The sequence below is a fragment of the Streptomyces sp. NBC_01298 genome (assembly GCF_035978755.1).
Classification (GTDB): Bacteria; Actinomycetota; Actinomycetes; order Streptomycetales; family Streptomycetaceae; genus Streptomyces.
Genome location: NZ_CP108414.1, coordinates 7,496,688 through 7,514,734, shown reverse-complemented (window position 1 = coordinate 7,514,734; position 18,047 = coordinate 7,496,688). Strand labels below are relative to the sequence as shown.

Genomic DNA, 18,047 nt, shown 5'->3' with positions numbered 1-18,047 from the left:
GAGGCATCAGTTGTCGTACTCGTCCAGCGGCGGGCAGGAGCACACCAGGTTCCGGTCGCCGAAGGCACCGTCGATGCGGCGCACCGGCGGCCAGTACTTCTCCGCGGCCGACACCCCGCCCGGGAAGACGGCCTCGTCGCGGGTGTACGGGTGGTTCCACTCGCCGCCCAGCGCCGCAGCCGTGTGCGGGGAGTTGGCCAGCGGGTTGTCGTCCACCGGCCACTCGCCGCCCGCGACCCGCTCGATCTCGGCGCGGATGGCGATCATCGCGTCGCAGAAGCGGTCGATCTCGGCCAGGTCCTCGGACTCCGTCGGCTCGATCATGAGCGTCCCGGCGACCGGGAAGGACATGGTCGGCGCGTGGAACCCGTAGTCGATCAGGCGCTTGGCGATGTCGTCGATGCTCACGCCGGTCGCCTTCGACAGCGGGCGCATGTCGATGATGCACTCGTGCGCGACCAGGTTGCCCGGGCCGGTGTAGAGCACCGGGTAGTGCGGCTCGAGGCGCTTGGCGATGTAGTTGGCGCCGAGCACCGCAACCTGGGTGGCGCGCTTGAGGCCCTCGCCGCCCATCAGGCGCACGTACGACCAGGAGATCGGCAGGATGCCCGCCGAGCCCCACGGAGCGGCCGAGATCGGGCCGACGCCCGTCTCCGGACCGGCGGTCGGCTGGAGCGGGTGGTTGGGCAGGTACGGGGCCAAATGCGCCCGGACACCGACCGGGCCCACGCCCGGGCCGCCGCCGCCGTGCGGGATGCAGAAGGTCTTGTGCAGGTTCAGGTGCGAGACGTCGCCGCCGAAGTGACCCGGCTTGGCCAGGCCCACCAGGGCGTTGAGGTTGGCGCCGTCCACGTAGACCTGGCCGCCGGCGTCGTGCACCTGGGCGCAGATGTCGGCGACGTGCTCCTCGAACACACCGTGCGTGGAGGGGTACGTGATCATCAGTACGGCGAGCTCGTCGCGGTACTGCTCGATCTTGGCGCGCAGGTCGTCCGCGTCCACCTCGCCGTCGTCGGCGGTCTTGACGACGACCACCTTCATGCCGGCCATCACGGCGCTCGCGGCGTTGGTGCCGTGCGCGGAGGACGGGATGAGACAGACGGTGCGCTGCTCGTTGCCGTTCGCCCGGTGGTAGGCGCGGACGGCCAGCAGGCCGGCGAGCTCACCCTGGGAGCCGGCGTTCGGCTGAATGGAGACCTTGTCGTAGCCGGTGACCTCGCAGAGACGTTCCTCCAGCTCAGTGATGAGCGTGAGGTACCCCTCGGCCTGCTCGACCGGGGCGAACGGGTGCAACTGGCCGAATTCGGGCCAGGTGACCGACTCCATCTCGGTGGTCGCGTTGAGCTTCATGGTGCAAGAGCCCAGCGGGATCATGCCGCGGTCCAGCGCGTAGTCCTTGTCCGAGAGCTTGCGCAGGTAGCGCAGCATCGCGGTCTCGGAGCGGTGCTGGTGGAAGACCGGGTGGGTCAGGTACGCGTCCGAGCGCAGCAGCCCCTCGGGAAGCGCGTCGGCGGCGCTCCCGTCGAGCGCCTCGATGTCGGCCGTGACGCCGAAGGCGGCCCAGACGGCCTCGACGTCGGCGCGCAGGGTCGTCTCGTCACAGGCCATGGAGACGAGGTCGGCATCGACCTGGAAGAGGTTGACGCCACCCTCGCGGGCGGCGGCCACGACCTCGGCGGCCCGGCCCGGAACCCGCACGGTGAGGGTGTCGAAGTACGAGCCGTGCACCAGCTCGACCCCGCCGGCCGTCAGACCGGCGGCGAGCAGGGCGGCGTAGCGGTGGGTGCGGCGGGCGATCGTCCGCAGCCCGTCCGGGCCGTGGTAGACGGCGTACATGCCGGCCATGACGGCGAGGAGCACCTGCGCGGTGCAGATGTTGCTGGTGGCCTTCTCGCGGCGGATGTGCTGCTCACGGGTCTGCAGCGCCAGGCGGTAGGCCTTGTTGCCGTCCGCGTCCACGGAGACGCCGACGAGGCGGCCGGGCAGCGAGCGGGCGTGCTTGGCCTGGACGGCCATGTAGCCGGCGTGCGGTCCGCCGAAGCCCATCGGGACGCCGAAACGCTGGGTGGTGCCGACGGCGATGTCGGCGCCCAGCTCGCCCGGGGAGGTCAGCAGCGTCAGGGCGAGCAGGTCGGCGGAGACGGCGACGATGGCGCCGAGCCCGTGCGCCTGCTCGATGACCGGCTTGATCTCCCGCACGGCGCCGGAGGCACCCGGGTACTGGAGCAGCACGCCGTAGACGCCGCGCTCGACGATCTCGGCCGGAATCCCCGCGCTCAGGTCGGCGACGACGACCTCGATGCCGATCGGCTCGGCACGGGTCTGGATCACCGCGATGGTCTGCGGCAGCGCGTCGGCGTCGATGAGGAAGACGTTGCCCTTGGCCTTGCCCACGCGGCGGGCCAGGGTCATGGCCTCGGCGGCCGCCGTGCCCTCGTCGAGCAGGGAGGCGCCGGAGGTCGGCAGGCCGGTCAGCTCGGCGACGACGGTCTGGAAGTTCAGCAGGGCTTCGAGGCGGCCCTGCGAGATCTCCGGCTGGTACGGCGTGTACGCCGTGTACCAGGCCGGGTTCTCCATGACGTTGCGCAGGATCACCGGCGGCGTGAAGGTGCCGTAGTAACCCAGGCCGATCATCGAGGACAGAACCTGGTTGCGGTCGGCGAGCTCACGCAGCTCGGCGAGCACCTCGGCCTCGGTCCGCGCCTCGGGCAGGTTCAGCGCGGCGGTGGTCTTGATCACATCCGGCACCGCGGCTGCGGTGAGCTCGTCCAGCGAGCCGTAGCCCACCTGGGCGAGCATCTTCGCCTGCGCCTCGGCATCCGGGCCGATGTGGCGCTGCTCGAAGGGGATGCCTCGCTCCAGCTGGGAGAGCGGAATGCGGTTGGCGGTCATGTACGGAGGCCTCCTGGTCGTACGACCTGCGAGGGGCACCACGGCGCGGGCACCCGGACGGCCTCCCCCTCTGTCATCACAACCTGAGAGCTTCACCGGGCCACGCGGGGATCGCCCACGGGGTCCGGCTTTCACCGTCGGTGAGGAGAGGGACCGGCACTGCGCGCCCGGTACCCGCAACCTGCTTTCCAGAGTGGCCTCACCACGTGCGGTACGTATGCCTGAGAGATTCCGGGGAGGATTTGCTCCTTCGGCGCCTCCGTCTCACTCACTCGGAGGACTCTCCCGCACAGGGTCAACAGCCGCCACCCAGCCTACCAGCGAGGATGTGGACGCCTCCCTTCGAGTGGCCCCCTCTCCGGAAATGCACTTTTGTAGTCATTACGGAGGAGTCGCGCCCAGATGGAGGGACCGGACCGTGCAGACCGACATCGATCCCCGCAGCCTGATCGGCCGCAAGGCGTTCGACCGCAATGGCACCAAGATCGGCACCGTCGACGAGGTCTACCTCGACGACGCCACGGGCGTCCCCGAATGGGCCGCCGTACGCACCGGCCTCTTCAGCCGGGACGCCTTCGTCCCGCTGGAGCCCAGCGAGATGGTGGGCGACACCCTGCGCGTTCCCTTCGAACGCTCCCTCATCCGAGACGCCCCCGACTTCGGCGTGGGCCGCCACCTCTCCCCCGAACAGGAGCTCCAGCTCTACCACCACTACGGCCTGGACCTGGCCCTCCCCTCAGACTTCACCCACGACTTCGGCCACACCTCCCCCGACACCCCCTGACCGGGGGCGGCCAAATCCAGCCCCTCCGGCGTTTGAGGAGCGGGGCCCGGGGCGGAGCCCCGGGGAACGGTGGAAGGGGAGGGTAGGGGACAGCCCCCGCAGGGCCCACCCCCTCCCGCCTCCCCCGCACCCGCACCCGCCCCACAGCAGGCACCTGCCGGCAGCATGAGCGCCTACTGGCGGGCACCGCAACAGGCACGCCCGCCCGAGCAGCGAACAGCTCCCGTGCCCGCGGGTCAGGCACGGCCACGCCCTCTCAGGCCCGCTCAACAGCCGTCGGGCCCCCGACCTCCAAGACCCGGTCCCCGACCAGCGGCATCGGATCGGACGCCTCCAGCTCGGGATCATCCACCAGGAAGGTGCGGACCCGCCCCGGCTGGGATCCGGGCTGCTCGAACCGCACGGTCACCCGCCCGACCCCGCTGCCCTGCACCCACCCCGGCCCGTACACCGCATGCCGCACATCACTCCCGGCCGCCCACCGCCGCTCCACGACCCCTTCGGCGCCCGACGCCACCCCCGCCTCAGGTTCGCCGCCCTGCCCCCGCCCGGCGGATTCGCCCTGCCCCGGCCCGACACCCTGCTCGGGCCCGGCCTCCTGCCCCTCCCCGGGGGCCTCGCTGTGCGGGACAGCCCGAACCGGCCCGGCGCCCGGCACGGACGCGCCACCAGGTCCGTCCCCGCCAGCATCGACCGGTCCCTGCTCGGCGCCCTGCCCCCGAGGGACAGCCTCATCCGGCCCGTCGCCCGCGCCCTCGCCCGCGCCCGCGCCCTCGCTCGTGGCCCGGCCCGGAACAGCAGCCGCCTGATCCCCGTCGGTGCCTGCATCCGGCCCCCCGCCCGAGGGCGCAGCCCCATCGGCGTGCCCCCGCCACGGGTCCACACCCGACCCACCCGCCCCGGCTCGCGCAGCCATCGCGTCGGCGAAGGCGAACAGGTCCTCCTGCGTGTAGTCCGCCAGCCCCGTCACCCCCACACCCAGCAGCCGCACCCCACCCGTGGTGTCCACCGCCTCCAGCAGCCGCCCGGCGGCCTCCCGCACCACCGCGGGGTCGTCCGTGGGCCCCCGCAGGGTCTCCGAGCGCGTCAGCGTGGAGAAGTCGTACCGCCGCACCTTGAGCACGATGGTCCGCCCCGAGTGCCCCGACGCCCGCAGCCGCTCCACGCACCGCTCCGCGAGCCGCTGCACCTCGCCCCTGATCCGCACCCGGTCGTGCAGGTCCACGTCGAAGGTGTCCTCCACCGAGACGGATTTGGCGTCGCGCTCGGCGACCACCGGCCGCTCGTCCACGCCCCGCGCCATCCGGTACAGCCCGACCCCGTGCGAGCGCCCCACCATCCGGACCAGTTCGTCCTCACCGGCCTCGGCGAGCTCCCCCACGGTGGTGATCCCGGCCCGCCGCAGGTGCTCCCCCGTGGCCGGCCCCACCCCGGGCAGGGTCCGTACCGACATCGGTGCGAGGTGCGCCCGCTCCGTGCCGACCTCGATCAGCAGCAGCCCGGCCGGCTTGGCCTCCTCGGAGGCGACCTTCGCCAGCATCTTGGACCCCGCGAGCCCCACCGACCCGCTCAGCCCGGTCACGGCGGCGATATCAGCCCTCAGCCGCTCGCCCACGGCCCGCGCGGCCTCCGCGTCGAAGGCGACGCCGCCCGCCTCCAGGTCCACGAAGGCCTCGTCCAGGCTCAGCGGCTCCACGAGGGGCGACAGCTCCCGGAGCATCGCCATGACCGTGTCGCTGACCTCGCGGTACAGGCTGAAGCGCGGAACGAGGCACGCGCCGTTCGGGCAGAGCCGCCGCGCCTGGGCCATCGGCATGGCCGAATGCACCCCGAAGCGCCTGGCCTCGTAGGAGGCGGTGGCGACGACCCCGCGCGGCCCGAGTCCGCCGACGATGACTGCCTTGCCGCGCAGGCTCGGCTTCGACGCCTGCTCCACGGAGGCGTAGAAGGCGTCCATGTCCAGGTGCAGGATGGTCGGCGCGGATCTCACGGCTCCGATGCTGCCCTACGCCACTGACAATCGGCCCGACCGCGGAACGGGCGAGCCGTACGGCCCGCCCGTCACCGACGTCGTCCGTCTCAGACGGCCCGGTTCCTCCGGGCTGCCAGCTCATCGGCCGGGTTGTGCCCGACCACGGTCTCGCCGGTGTCCACGCGCTCCCCGTGCAGCTGGGACAGGGCGTTCTCGACATCGCGCCAGACCACGCCCACGGCGATCCCGAAGACTCCCTGGCCGCCCTGGAGCAGGCTGACCACCTGATCCGGCGAGGTGCACTCGTACACGGTGGCGCCGTCGCTCATCAGCGTCATCCGCTCCAGGTCCGAGAAACCCCGGTCGCGCAGGTGCTGCACGGCGGTGCGGATGTTCTGCAGCGCCACCCCGGTGTCCAGGAAGCGCTTCACGATCTTGAGGACGACCACGTCCCGGAAGCTGTAGAGGCGCTGCGTCCCCGACCCGTACGCGGGCCGCACCGTGGGCTCCACCAGCCCGGTGCGCGCCCAGTAGTCGAGCTGCCGGTACGTGATGCCGGCCGCGGCACACGCCGTCGGCCCCCGGTATCCGACCTGCTCCGGTGCGGTCTCGCCACCCACCGACTCCACTGACCCCACCGGCCCCACCGAACCGATCGGCGCGGGCTCCGGCTGACGGCGCGCGGAGTTCACCGCACCACCGTGCAGCGGGTACGGCCCACCGTCACTCCGTGCGGGGATGCCCCCGGTCATACCGTCGCCCGTGACTCTCACGCCGACCCTCCGTCCTTGACCTGCCACCTCGAAGGTAGGCAGTCACCAGGGGTGCGTCAACGATCGCCACACTCGGCACGCCGAGTGATAATCACCCTGAGAGTGGTTTCCCGTACCCCATTGCGGGGAAAGGCTACTCGAATGGGCTGAAATATCCGGGAGGACGGCGCGACCCGCGCCTCACTGCGGGCCGGTGCCGAAGTCCTCTGGCGAGATCTGGTCGAGGAACTCGCGGAACTTCTCCACCTCGTCCTCCTGCTCGTCCGGGATCGCGATGCCGGCGTCGTCGAGCACGCCGTCGCTGCCGAAGATCGGCGTCCCGGTCCGCAGGGCGAGCGCTATGGCATCGGAAGGCCGCGCGCTCACCTCGACCCCGCTGGCGAAGACGAGCTCCGCGTAGAAAACGCCCTCCCGCAGATCCGTGATCCGGACTTGGGTGAGCTCCTCGCCGATCGCCTCCAGCACGTCCTTGAACAGGTCGTGTGTCAGCGGCCGGGCAGGGGCCATGCCCTGCTGCGCGAAGGCAATGGCGGTCGCCTCCCCTGGTCCGATCCAGATGGGGAGGTACCGGTCGCCTCCCACTTCACGCAGGAGCACGATCGGTTGGTTCGAGGGCATTTCCACCCGGACACCCACAACGTCGAGCTCGTTCACACAGCAACCCTAGGACCTGCCCGGCAGGTTTGGGTAGTCGGGCTCCCCCAAGCCTGCCCCGAAGCCCCTCCGAAGTCGGCCGAAGTCGGCCCGAAAACCCCTCGGAATCAGCGCAGCCGGACCCCGAGAGCAGTTTGTACGAGGGCCTCGTGCAGCCGTACGGAGAGCCCCGCGAGCTCCTTCAGGGTGGCCTCCGCATGGGCCCTGGTCTGCGGATTGCGGTGCCGGCGCAGCGGCGAGACGACCTGCTCCACCAGACCGGCCTCCCGGTCGGCGGCGGCCTTCATCGCGCGCAGGTGACGCGGCTCCAGACCGAATCGGCCGAGATCGGCCACCAGACGGGCCACCGTGACCGCCTCGGCGTCGAAACCACCGCCGGGGGCCTCCGCGATGAGCCCGTACGACTCCCACTCCACGAGCTGGACCTCGTCCACCTCGGCGGCGGCCATCAGCTCGGCCCGGCCCACCCGGGCCACGGTCGGCCGCTCGCGGCCCACCTCGCCGTAGAGGGCGACGGGGCTCGCGGGGTCCACGGACTCCCCGTGCGCCGTGGGCGACGGGATACGGATCTGCTCACCCCGCGCGAGCGCGTCGAGCTGCTCGCGGATGACCTTCAACGGAAGGTAGTGGTCGCGCTGGAGCCGCAGGACGTGGGCGAGGCGCTCCACGTCGTCGGTGCTGAACTTGCGATATCCGGAAGGTGTGCGCCGGGGCTCGACGAGCCCCTCCGCCTCCAGGAAACGGATCTTCGAGATCGTGACGTCGGGGAACTCGTCGCGCAGCATCGTGAGCACCGTTCCGATGCTCACCAGCCGCACGCCCGAGGAGGCCGCGGTGGCGGCGCCGCTCTTGGCGGCACCGCCTGCCGGGATACGCAGCATGGGACCTTCCCTTGAAGGGTCAGTGCCCCCGCAGGCTCGCGTAGAAGACCAGCCGGTACTTGCCGATCTGCACCTCGTCGCCGTTGTGCAGGGCGACGGAGTCGATCGGTTCACGGTTCACGTACGTGCCGTTGAGGCTGCCGACGTCGGAGACGGTGAAACCGTCGTGGCTCCTGCGGAACTCGACATGGCGCCGGGAGACGGTGACGTCGTCCAGGAAGATGTCGCTCTGCGGGTGCCGGCCGGCGGTCGTCAGCTCACCGTCCAAGAGGAACCGGCTGCCGGAGTTCGGGCCCCGCCGCACGATCAGCAGAGCGGAACCCGGCGGCAGCGCTTCCACCGCGGCCTGGGCCTCGGGGGACAGCGAGGACGACACGTGCGTCTGTCCCGACACCTCGGCCTCGTAGGCCTCCAGGCCCGAGATCGAGATGGTGGACGTGGTCTCCGAGGCACGCTCCGGCGTCAGACCCGCCCGCAGCGGCGCCCCGCAGTTGGAGCAGAACCGGCTCGCCGCATCGCTGCGGTGCCCGCACCTGCTGCAAATCTGCTCGGCCGACATGGACGGCTCCTCGCGCCGCGGCTGCCCCGCGGAGGCATTGGTGGCATACGGGTCGGGGGCAAACCCTCCACCCGTACTTGAGGTTGATGGTTCACCGAAACCTATGCGTCCGGTACCGGCAGGGTCAACAGTCGACGCGCCGTGCGCGCCCGAAATGTCACCCGCTCCGGCGACCTCGTCGCGGAAGAGCGGCCGGTCGCCCTGCCCTTCCACGTCTCCGTGCCCCGCACGGTGCCTGGCCGCACCGCTTTCCTCGCGGTTCTTCTTGCCGAACAACTTCTCAAACAACTTCACGGGCGATTCCCCTTGACCGAAACAGACCCGCCCGTGGGGCAGGACGAACTCCGAATGCAACACCTGCCGACCCGGACATACTTACAACGTCCGTAACCATCAGACAGTTTCCACCACGCACCGCGACTTCGGCGCCTCGACCCCCCGCAGGCATCCGCCCGCGTGAGCCGCTCTCCCGCACCTCCCGCATCACGACGATGACGACCGAGCGTAGTCAGGCTGCTTCGCAGCCCGCAAGGCATCCACAATGATCTTCGCCGGACGTGTGACGCTGACGACGGCCTGCTCCTTCTCCAGCGACTGGACGACGCCACCGGGAATGTTGAGCGCCGGTTCCAGATCCTGCGGTTTGCCGATCACCTTGAACTCGTAGGGCTGTGTGATCTTCTTACCGTCGATCGCGACCCCGTCCTCCTCGTCCGAGAAGTACGAGTCCGCCACGATCCGCACCCCGTTGATCTGGATCGCCTCGGCACCGGCCGCCCGCAGCTCCTGGAGGGTGTCCAGCAGCTTGTCCGACGACACCTGACCCTTGGGGTCCGTGATCTTCAGCACGATTCCCGGACCCTGCGCGGCCACCGTACCGGCCAGGATCCCGAGTTGGCGCTCCTTCTCCACGGTCTGCTTCCGGGCCTCCTCGGCCTGGTTGGAGCTGCTCTCCAGCTCCCGCCGCTGGTCGTCGAGCTTCTGCTTCTCGTCCTCCAGCCGCTTGGTCCGCCCGTCCAGCTCGTCGAGGATCCGTACGAGGTCCTCCTGACGGGCACCGCGCAGCGCGCTGGAGTCGCTGTTCGACCGTACCTGGATGGCCAGACCGAGCCCCAGGACGAACAGCAGCACCGCGACGATCAGTTGGGCCCGGCTCACCCGCGGCGGCCACAACCCGGCCGCCAGCCGCTGCCGGCCGGTCTCCTGGGGTCCGGCCTCAACGGGACGGGCCTGCGCCGCTCCGGGCTGAGCGGCCCCGGCCGGCGCGGCTCCGGGATCGGGCTCCTGGCCCACGGGCCCGGCCGTCGGCTCCTCGGGCGGGGTGTCGTTCGTACTCATCGGCCTCACGCCCGGAACACGTGCCGGCGGATGGCCGCGGCGTTGGAGAAGATGCGGATGCCGAGGACGACCACCACACCCGTGGACAGCTGCGAGCCGACGCCCAGCTTGTCGCCGAGGAAGACGATCAGCGCCGCCACGACCACGTTCGACAGGAACGACACCACGAAGACCTTGTCCACGAAGATGCCGTCCAGCATCGCGCGCAGGCCTCCGAACACCGCGTCCAGCGCCGCGACCACGGCGATCGGCAGATAAGGCTCCACCACGGCCGGCACTTCGGGGCGGACGAGAAGTCCGACCACCACTCCGACCACGAGGCCCAGTACCGCGATCACGATGCACCCTTCTGCTGCTCTGCTGCTGTAGCCGTACGTACGGTCAGGCTCGACGCGGCCGGAAGGCGCATCTCTGCCTCGGACGACAAGGTGTAGCGGATGCCGTAGTTCTCCTGCAGCACGTGCAGGTACTGGCCGTCCGCGGAGTCCTGGAACGCGGTCCCGAGGCGCTTCTTGTCGCCGATCGCCAGCACTTCGTACGGCGGCACCAGCGGCCTGTTGTCGACCAGTATCGCGTCACCCGCGGCCCGGATCGCCGAGAGCGACGTCAGCCGCTGCCCGTTGATCGAGATCGCTTCCGCCCCCGACTGCCACAGCCCGTTGACGATCTTCTGCATATCGCGGTCGCGGAGCCGCCCGGTGTCCGAGAATCCGGCGCTCTCGCGCGGCGCGGAGCCGTCTCCGGTCGACGAGCCCTTGGCATCGTCCACGGTCAGCTTGACCCCTGGCCCGTGCACCTCGGTGGCTCCCGACAGCAGCGCCACGAGCTGGCCCTGTTCGCCGCCGTGCTGCTTGAGCGCCTCGCGCTGGCGGTCCGCGACGGTGGCCCGGAGCCGCTCGATGTCCCGCTCCAGACCGTCCGCGTGCGCGTCGGCCCGTTCGACCCGGTCGATGAGTTCCTGACGCTCCTTGGCCAGCACCGGCGCGGTCGCCCGTGCCTGCGCGGCGCCCAGGGTGACGACGCTGGCGGCGAGCACGAGCCCGGCGGCCAGACCCAGCTTGGCCTTGAGGGTCCGCGGCAGGCCGGAGGTGCCCTCGGCCTCGCGCCGGGCCGAAGCCTCCGCGTAGCCCTCGTCGAGGGAGTGGTCCATCACGTGCGTCAGCAGCGACATGGAGGCGTCCGGCCGCGCCGGAGGTACCGAACTGCGGTTGTGGGGCGGCTGCGACATGCCGCACATCGTCGCATGTCGGCGCCGCTCCCACCGAATGCGGACGCCCGGTGGAGCGGACGGGACCTACGCCCCGCCCGCTCCACCGGACTTCAGGCCCTACGCCGCTCCGTCGCGGCCTACGCCCTCACCCGCGGGCGGCTCAGTTCCCGGCGCCGTCCACCACCGCTGCCCAGTCGTCCAGCAGCGCCTGCGCGGACGCGTCGTCGGGTCCCTCCGCCCACAGGTGCGTGACCGCCTCCGCCGGATCCGGCAGCACCAGCGCCCACCGTCCGTCGGCCTCCACGACCCGCACCCCGTCGGTGGTGTCCACCTGCCGGTCCCCGGCCGCCTCCACGACCCGCCGCATGACGAGCCCCTTCACCGCCCACGGGGTCGGCACGTCCCGCTTGAGCACGTGCGCCCGCGGGATGCGGGCATCGATCTGGCTCAGCGTGAGCTGTGTCCGGGCCACCAGCCCGATCAACTGCACGAAGGCGGCCGAGCCGTCGAAGACGCTGCTGAACTCGGGGACGATGAATCCGCCCCGCCCGTCACCACCGAAGATGGTGTTCTCCGCCCGGCCCACCCGCGTCAGGTCGTCGGGCGAGGTCGTCGTCCACTCCACCTGGGTCCCGTGGTACGCCGCCACCTGCTCGGCGATCCGGGTCGTGGTCACCGGCAGCGCCACCTTGCCGCTGCGCTTCTCGGCGGCCACCAGGTCGAGCAGCACCAGCAGGGCCCGGTCGTCCTCGATGATGCGGCCGCGCTCGTCCACGAGGGAGATCCGCTCGCCCACCGGGTCGAAGCGCACTCCGAACGCGGCCCGCGAGGACGCCACGATCTCCCCGAGCCGCACCAGTCCCGCCCGGCGGGATTCGGTGCTCTCGGTGGGCCGGGACTCGTCGAGTCCCGGGTTGACGGTGAGGGCGTCCACCCCGAGCCGGCCCAGCAGGCTGGGCAGCACCAGGCCGGCGCTGCCGTTGGAGGCGTCCACGACCACCTTGAGCCCGGAGTCCGCGACCCCGGTGGTGTCCACGCGCCGCAGCAGCGAGCCGGTGTAGGCGTCGAAGACGCTTCCCGGGAACTGCAGGTCACCGATCTCTCCGGGGAAGGCCCGCCGGTACTCCTGGCGCGCGTAGACCCGGTCGAGCTTGCGCTGCTGCTGGAGGGAGAGGTCCGCCCCGCGCTCGTCGAGGAACATGATGTCGACGGAGTCGGGCACTCCGGGCGAGGTCCGCAGCACGATCCCGCCGGCGCTGCCGCGCGCGGTCTGCTGCCGCGCCACGGGCAGCGGTACGTTCTCCAGGTCCCGGACGTTGATGGCGCTGGCCTGGAGCGCCGAGATCACGGCCCGCTTGAGCGCTCGCGCACCCCTGGAGTGGTCGCGGGCCGTGGTGACCGTCGCCCCCTTCTTCAGGGTCGTCGCATAGGCACCGGCCAGCCGGACCACCAGCTCCGGGGTGATCTCCACGTTGAGGATCCCGGTGACCCCGCGCGCCCCGAACAGATGTGCCTGCCCCCGGGACTCCCAGATGACAGAGGTGTTGACGAAGGCGCCCGCCTCGATCGTCTTGAAGGGGTAGACCCGCACGTTCCCCTGGATGATCGATTCCTCGCCGACGAGGCACTCGTCGCCGATGACGGCCCCGTCCTCGATCCGGGCGGCCCGCATGATGTCGGTGTTCTTGCCGATGACACAGCCGCGGAGATTGCTGTGCGGCCCGATGTACACGTTGTCGTGCACGACGGCCTTGTGCAGGAAGGCACCGCTCTTCACGACGACGTTCGATCCGATGACGGTGTGCTCGCGGATCTCCACCCCGGCCTCGACCTTGGCGTAGTCCCCGATGTACAGCGGCCCGCGCAGCACCGCGTCGGGGCTCACCTCGGCCCCTTCGGCGATCCACACGCCCGGGGAGATCTCGAAGCCGTCCATGTCGACCTGGACCTTGCCCTCGAGCACGTCGGCCTGGGCCTTGACGTAGCTCTCGTGGGTGCCGACGTCCTCCCAGTAGCCCTCGGCGACGTAGCCGTAGATGGGCCGGCCTTCCTTCATCAGCTGCGGGAAGACGTCCCCGGACCAGTCGACCGAGACGTCCGCGTCCACGTAGTCGAAGATCTCCGGCTCCATGACGTAGATGCCGGTGTTGATGGTGTCCGAGAACACCTGGCCCCACGTCGGCTTCTCCAGGAAGCGCTCGACCTTGCCTTCCTCGTCCACGATGGTGATGCCGAATTCCAGCGGATTCGGCACGCGGGTGAGGCACACCGTGACGAGGCCGCCCTTCTCCTTGTGGAAACGGATCAGGTCGGTCAGGTCGAAGTCGGTGAGCGCGTCGCCGGAGATGACGAGGAAGGTGTCGTCCTTCAGAGCCTCCTCGGCGTTCTTCACGCTGCCGGCGGTCCCGAGTGGCTTCTCCTCGTTGGCATAGGTGAGCTCCATACCGAGCTCCTCGCCGTCACCGAAGTAATTCCGGACGAGCGACGCCAGGAACTGCACGGTGACCACGGTTTCGCTGAGCCCATGCCGCTTGAGCAGCCTGAGCACGTGCTCCATGATCGGCCGGTTCGCCACCGGCAGGAGCGGCTTGGGCATGCTTGAGGTCATGGGGCGAAGCCGAGTGCCTTCGCCACCAGCCATCACGACGGCCTTCATGTCGGAAGAGTCCTCCTTGAGAGACGGCGTATCGCCGACCTCACCCGTCCCGGACGGTGACTGGACCACTCCCCCGCGTCAGTCATGCGCCGAGCGAGCTCAATCGGCCGTGGCGTCCGCCTTCACCAGCCGGCGGACTTGTACCACGTAAAGGACTCCTGCCCACCAATAGAGGGTTGTACCCCATCCGGCGAACGCCCATCCGAAAACTGACCCCATCCAGGCCAACCAACCCGACCAGGTGCTCACCAGGAGGAAGGGGAACGCGTACATCAGGTTGAAGGTCGCGGCCTTCCCGAGGAAGTTGACCTGGGGCGGCGGATAGCCGTGCCGGCGCAGGATCCAGACCATGACCAGCAGCATCAGCTCACGCGCGAGCAGCGCCCCGGTGAGCCAGAGCGGCAGAATCTCGCGGTACGTGAGACCGAACAGGGTGGACAGGATGTAGAGCCGGTCCGCGGCGGGATCCAGCAGCCGGCCGAGGCTGCTGATCTGATTCCAGCGCCGTGCCAGCTTCCCGTCCAGGTAGTCGCTGATCCCGCTGAGCATGAGGACGGCAAGAGCCCAGCCGTCGTGCTCGGCCAGGATCAGCCACAGGAACAGGGGTACGCCGGCGAGGCGAGCCATGCTCAGGATGTTCGGAATGGTGAAAATTCGGTCAGTCTGAACCCGAGTCTCCTGGACCTCCACCCGGGGGCCTCCACTGTGACTGTAGAAATGTCGAACGATGCCCCCTGACCCTACAGGAGCCGGTGCACCGCCCCGTAAACGCAGAAAAGCCCCGTACCAGTTCCCTGGTACGGGGCTCTCTACAATAATTGTTCGGCGGCGTCCTACTCTCCCACAGGGTCCCCCCTGCAGTACCATCGGCGCTGAAAGGCTTAGCTTCCGGGTTCGGAATGTAAACCGGGCGTTTCCCTAACGCTATGACCACCGAAACACTATGAAGTTAACCAACCGGATATGAGCACAGTTCGTTACTTCAGAACTAACACAGTGGACGCGAGCAACTGAGGACAAGCCCTCGGCCTATTAGTACCAGTCAGCTCCACCCGTTACCGGGCTTCCACATCTGGCCTATCAACCCAGTCGTCTACTGGGAGCCTTACCCTCTCAAGGAGGTGGGAATACTCATCTTGAAGCAGGCTTCCCGCTTAGATGCTTTCAGCGGTTATCCCTCCCGAACGTAGCCAACCAGCCATGCCCTTGGCAGGACAACTGGCACACCAGAGGTTCGTCCGTCCCGGTCCTCTCGTACTAGGGACAGCCCTTCTCAATATTCCTACGCGCACAGCGGATAGGGACCGAACTGTCTCACGACGTTCTAAACCCAGCTCGCGTACCGCTTTAATGGGCGAACAGCCCAACCCTTGGGACCGACTCCAGCCCCAGGATGCGACGAGCCGACATCGAGGTGCCAAACCATCCCGTCGATATGGACTCTTGGGGAAGATCAGCCTGTTATCCCCGGGGTACCTTTTATCCGTTGAGCGACGGCGCTTCCACAAGCCACCGCCGGATCACTAGTCCCGACTTTCGTCCCTGCTCGACCCGTCGGTCTCACAGTCAAGCTCCCTTGTGCACTTACACTCAACACCTGATTGCCAACCAGGCTGAGGGAACCTTTGGGCGCCTCCGTTACTTTTTGGGAGGCAACCGCCCCAGTTAAACTACCCATCAGACACTGTCCCTGATCCGGATCACGGACCGAGGTTAGACATCCAGCACGACCAGAGTGGTATTTCAACGACGACTCCACAACCACTGGCGTGGCCGCTTCAAAGTCTCCCACCTATCCTACACAAGCCGAACCGAACACCAATATCAAACTATAGTAAAGGTCCCGGGGTCTTTCCGTCCTGCTGCGCGAAACGAGCATCTTTACTCGTAGTGCAATTTCACCGGGCCTATGGTTGAGACAGTCGAGAAGTCGTTACGCCATTCGTGCAGGTCGGAACTTACCCGACAAGGAATTTCGCTACCTTAGGATGGTTATAGTTACCACCGCCGTTTACTGGCGCTTAAGTTCTCAGCTTCGCCACACCGAAATGTGACTAACCGGTCCCCTTAACGTTCCAGCACCGGGCAGGCGTCAGTCCGTATACATCGCCTTACGGCTTCGCACGGACCTGTGTTTTTAGTAAACAGTCGCTTCTCGCTGGTCTCTGCGGCCACCCCCAGCTCACGGAGTAAATCCGATCACCAGTGATGGCCCCCCTTCTCCCGAAGTTACGGGGGCATTTTGCCGAGTTCCTTAACCATAGTTCACCCGAACGCCTCGGTATTCTCTACCTGACCACCTGAGTCGGTTTAGGGTACGGGCCGCCATGAAACTCGCTAGAGGCTTTTCTCGACAGCATAGGATCATCCACTTCACCACAATCGGCTCGGCATCAGGTCTCAGCCTTAATGAGGGACGGATTTGCCTACCCCTCGGCCTACACCCTTACCCCGGGACTACCACCGCCCGGGCTGGACTACCTTCCTGCGTCACCCCATCGCTTACCTACTACAAGTCTGGGTCACCGGCTCCACCACTTTCCTTTCCCCGAAGGGTCCGGAACGGCTTCACGGGCTTAGCATCGCCTGATTCGATATTGGGCGTTTCAAAGCGGGTACCGGAATATCAACCGGTTGTCCATCGACTACGCCTGTCGGCCTCGCCTTAGGTCCCGACTTACCCTGGGCAGATCAGCTTGACCCAGGAACCCTTAGTCAATCGGCGCACACGTTTCTCACGTGTGTATCGCTACTCATGCCTGCATTCTCACTCGTGAACCGTCCACAACTAGCTTCCGCTGCTGCTTCACCCGGCACACGACGCTCCCCTACCCATCACAGCGGGCGTTGGCCCTATTGCTGCAATGACACGACTTCGGCGGTACGCTTGAGCCCCGCTACATTGTCGGCGCGGAATCACTTGACCAGTGAGCTATTACGCACTCTTTCAAGGGTGGCTGCTTCTAAGCCAACCTCCTGGTTGTCTCTGCGACTCCACATCCTTTCCCACTTAGCGTACGCTTAGGGGCCTTAGTCGATGCTCTGGGCTGTTTCCCTCTCGACCATGGAGCTTATCCCCCACAGTCTCACTGCCACGCTCTCACTTACCGGCATTCGGAGTTTGGCTAAGGTCAGTAACCCGGTAGGGCCCATCGCCTATCCAGTGCTCTACCTCCGGCAAGAAACACGTGACGCTGCACCTAAATGCATTTCGGGGAGAACCAGCTATCACGGAGTTTGATTGGCCTTTCACCCCTAACCACAGGTCATCCCCCAGGTTTTCAACCCTGGTGGGTTCGGTCCTCCACGAAGTCTTACCTCCGCTTCAACCTGCCCATGGCTAGATCACTCCGCTTCGGGTCTAGAGCGTGCAACTCAATCGCCCTATTCGGACTCGCTTTCGCTACGGCTTCCCCACACGGGTTAACCTCGCTACACACCGCTAACTCGCAGGCTCATTCTTCAAAAGGCACGCAGTCACGACCGTTATTCCGAAGAATAACGGCGACGCTCCCACGGCTTGTAGGCACACGGTTTCAGGTACTATTTCACTCCGCTCCCGCGGTACTTTTCACCATTCCCTCACGGTACTATCCGCTATCGGTCACCAGGGAATATTTAGGCTTAGCGGGTGGTCCCGCCAGATTCACACGGGATTTCTCGGGCCCCGTGCTACTTGGGAGATTCTTAAGCAAGCCGTTAATGTTTCGTCTACGGGGGTCTTACCCTCTACGCCGGACCTTTCGCATGTCCTTCGACTACATCAACGGTTTCTGACTCGCCGACCGGCCGGCAGACCGATCAAAAGAATTCCCACAACCCCGCATGCGCAACCCCTGCCGGGTATCACACGCATACGGTTTGGCCTCATCCGGTTTCGCTCGCCACTACTCCCGGAATCACGGTTGTTTTCTCTTCCTGCGGGTACTGAGATGTTTCACTTCCCCGCGTTCCCTCCACATGCCCTATGTGTTCAGGCATGGGTGACAGCCCATGACGACTGCCGGGTTTCCCCATTCGGACACCCCCGGATCAAAGCTCAGTTGGCAGCTCCCCGGGGCCTATCGCGGCCTCTCACGTCCTTCATCGGTTCCTGGTGCCAAGGCATCCACCGTGCGCCCTTAAAAACTTGGCCTACAGATGCTCGCGTCCACTGTGTAGTTCTCAAGCAACGACCAGTCACCCATCACCCTCGTCCGGAGACGAAGTTCACTGGGGCCGGCATCACGAAGATAAGACCTTTCGGCCGTACCCTCAGATACCCAACAACGTGCCAAGCACGATCCCCCGTCAGTGAGTCACTTTCCACGCCGAAGCAGTACTTGTGA

General features: G+C 67.6%; 11 protein-coding genes, 2 rRNA genes, 1 pseudogene and 1 riboswitch. Of the genes and pseudogenes, 1 reads left to right on the top strand and 13 read right to left on the bottom strand.

Going from position 1 to position 18,047, the window contains the following annotated elements; translation table 11 throughout:
- Positions 1–6: 6 nt before the first annotated feature.
- Positions 7–2,892: an aminomethyl-transferring glycine dehydrogenase gene (gene gcvP, locus OG730_RS34180; protein ID WP_327307845.1), complete on the bottom strand. Its 2,886-nt coding sequence runs from the start codon at positions 2,890–2,892 to the stop codon at positions 7–9.
- Between the two features lie 199 nt (positions 2,893–3,091).
- A riboswitch (glycine riboswitch) is annotated at positions 3,092–3,190 on the bottom strand.
- Between the two features lie 120 nt (positions 3,191–3,310).
- Here gcvP and OG730_RS34175 point away from each other — a divergent pair.
- Positions 3,311–3,676, top strand: a complete 366-nt coding sequence (locus OG730_RS34175; RefSeq protein WP_327307844.1) for a PRC-barrel domain-containing protein — start codon at positions 3,311–3,313, stop codon at positions 3,674–3,676.
- Positions 3,677–3,932: 256 nt separating this feature from the next.
- Here OG730_RS34175 and OG730_RS34170 read toward each other — a convergent pair whose 3' ends face one another.
- The 12 genes and pseudogenes from OG730_RS34170 to OG730_RS34115 form a co-directional block, all read right to left on the bottom strand.
- A complete protein-coding gene (locus OG730_RS34170; RefSeq protein WP_327307843.1) occupies positions 3,933–5,666 on the bottom strand; it encodes a DNA polymerase IV in 1,734 nt (577 codons plus the stop codon).
- Positions 5,667–5,755: 89 nt separating this feature from the next.
- Positions 5,756–6,253 (bottom strand): annotated as a pseudogene (locus tag OG730_RS34165) (MerR family transcriptional regulator); the annotation flags it as partial.
- A 348-nt stretch (positions 6,254–6,601) separates the two neighbouring features.
- Positions 6,602–7,075, bottom strand: a complete 474-nt coding sequence (locus OG730_RS34160; protein ID WP_327307841.1) for a bifunctional nuclease family protein — start codon at positions 7,073–7,075, stop codon at positions 6,602–6,604.
- A gap of 107 nt (positions 7,076–7,182) precedes the next feature.
- A complete protein-coding gene (ftsR, locus tag OG730_RS34155) occupies positions 7,183–7,956 on the bottom strand; it encodes a transcriptional regulator FtsR (protein ID WP_327307840.1) in 774 nt (257 codons plus the stop codon).
- Between the two features lie 19 nt (positions 7,957–7,975).
- Positions 7,976–8,515, bottom strand: coding sequence for an FHA domain-containing protein (locus tag OG730_RS34150; RefSeq protein WP_274547808.1), 540 nt, complete (start codon positions 8,513–8,515; stop codon positions 7,976–7,978).
- A 483-nt stretch (positions 8,516–8,998) separates the two neighbouring features.
- A complete protein-coding gene (locus OG730_RS34145; RefSeq protein WP_442815112.1) occupies positions 8,999–9,853 on the bottom strand; it encodes a DUF881 domain-containing protein in 855 nt (284 codons plus the stop codon).
- Positions 9,854–9,858: 5 nt separating this feature from the next.
- The gene (locus OG730_RS34140; RefSeq protein ID WP_112452698.1) at positions 9,859–10,191 is read right to left on the bottom strand and encodes a small basic family protein; all 333 of its coding nucleotides are present in this window, start codon (positions 10,189–10,191) and stop codon (positions 9,859–9,861) included.
- Positions 10,188–11,090, bottom strand: a complete 903-nt coding sequence (locus tag OG730_RS34135; RefSeq protein ID WP_327307838.1) for a DUF881 domain-containing protein — start codon at positions 11,088–11,090, stop codon at positions 10,188–10,190. The genes OG730_RS34140 and OG730_RS34135 overlap by 4 nt, the downstream gene beginning before the upstream one ends.
- Positions 11,091–11,223: 133 nt before the next feature.
- Complete coding sequence (locus OG730_RS34130; protein ID WP_327307837.1) at positions 11,224–13,719, bottom strand: sugar phosphate nucleotidyltransferase; 2,496 nt, start codon at positions 13,717–13,719, stop codon at positions 11,224–11,226.
- Between the two features lie 99 nt (positions 13,720–13,818).
- Positions 13,819–14,409, bottom strand: a complete 591-nt coding sequence (locus OG730_RS34125) for a cardiolipin synthase ClsA (RefSeq protein ID WP_250745186.1) — start codon at positions 14,407–14,409, stop codon at positions 13,819–13,821.
- Between the two features lie 130 nt (positions 14,410–14,539).
- A 5S ribosomal RNA gene (rrf, locus tag OG730_RS34120) occupies positions 14,540–14,657 on the bottom strand.
- A gap of 74 nt (positions 14,658–14,731) precedes the next feature.
- Positions 14,732–17,854: ribosomal RNA gene (locus tag OG730_RS34115) — 23S ribosomal RNA — on the bottom strand.
- Positions 17,855–18,047 lie beyond the last annotated feature (193 nt).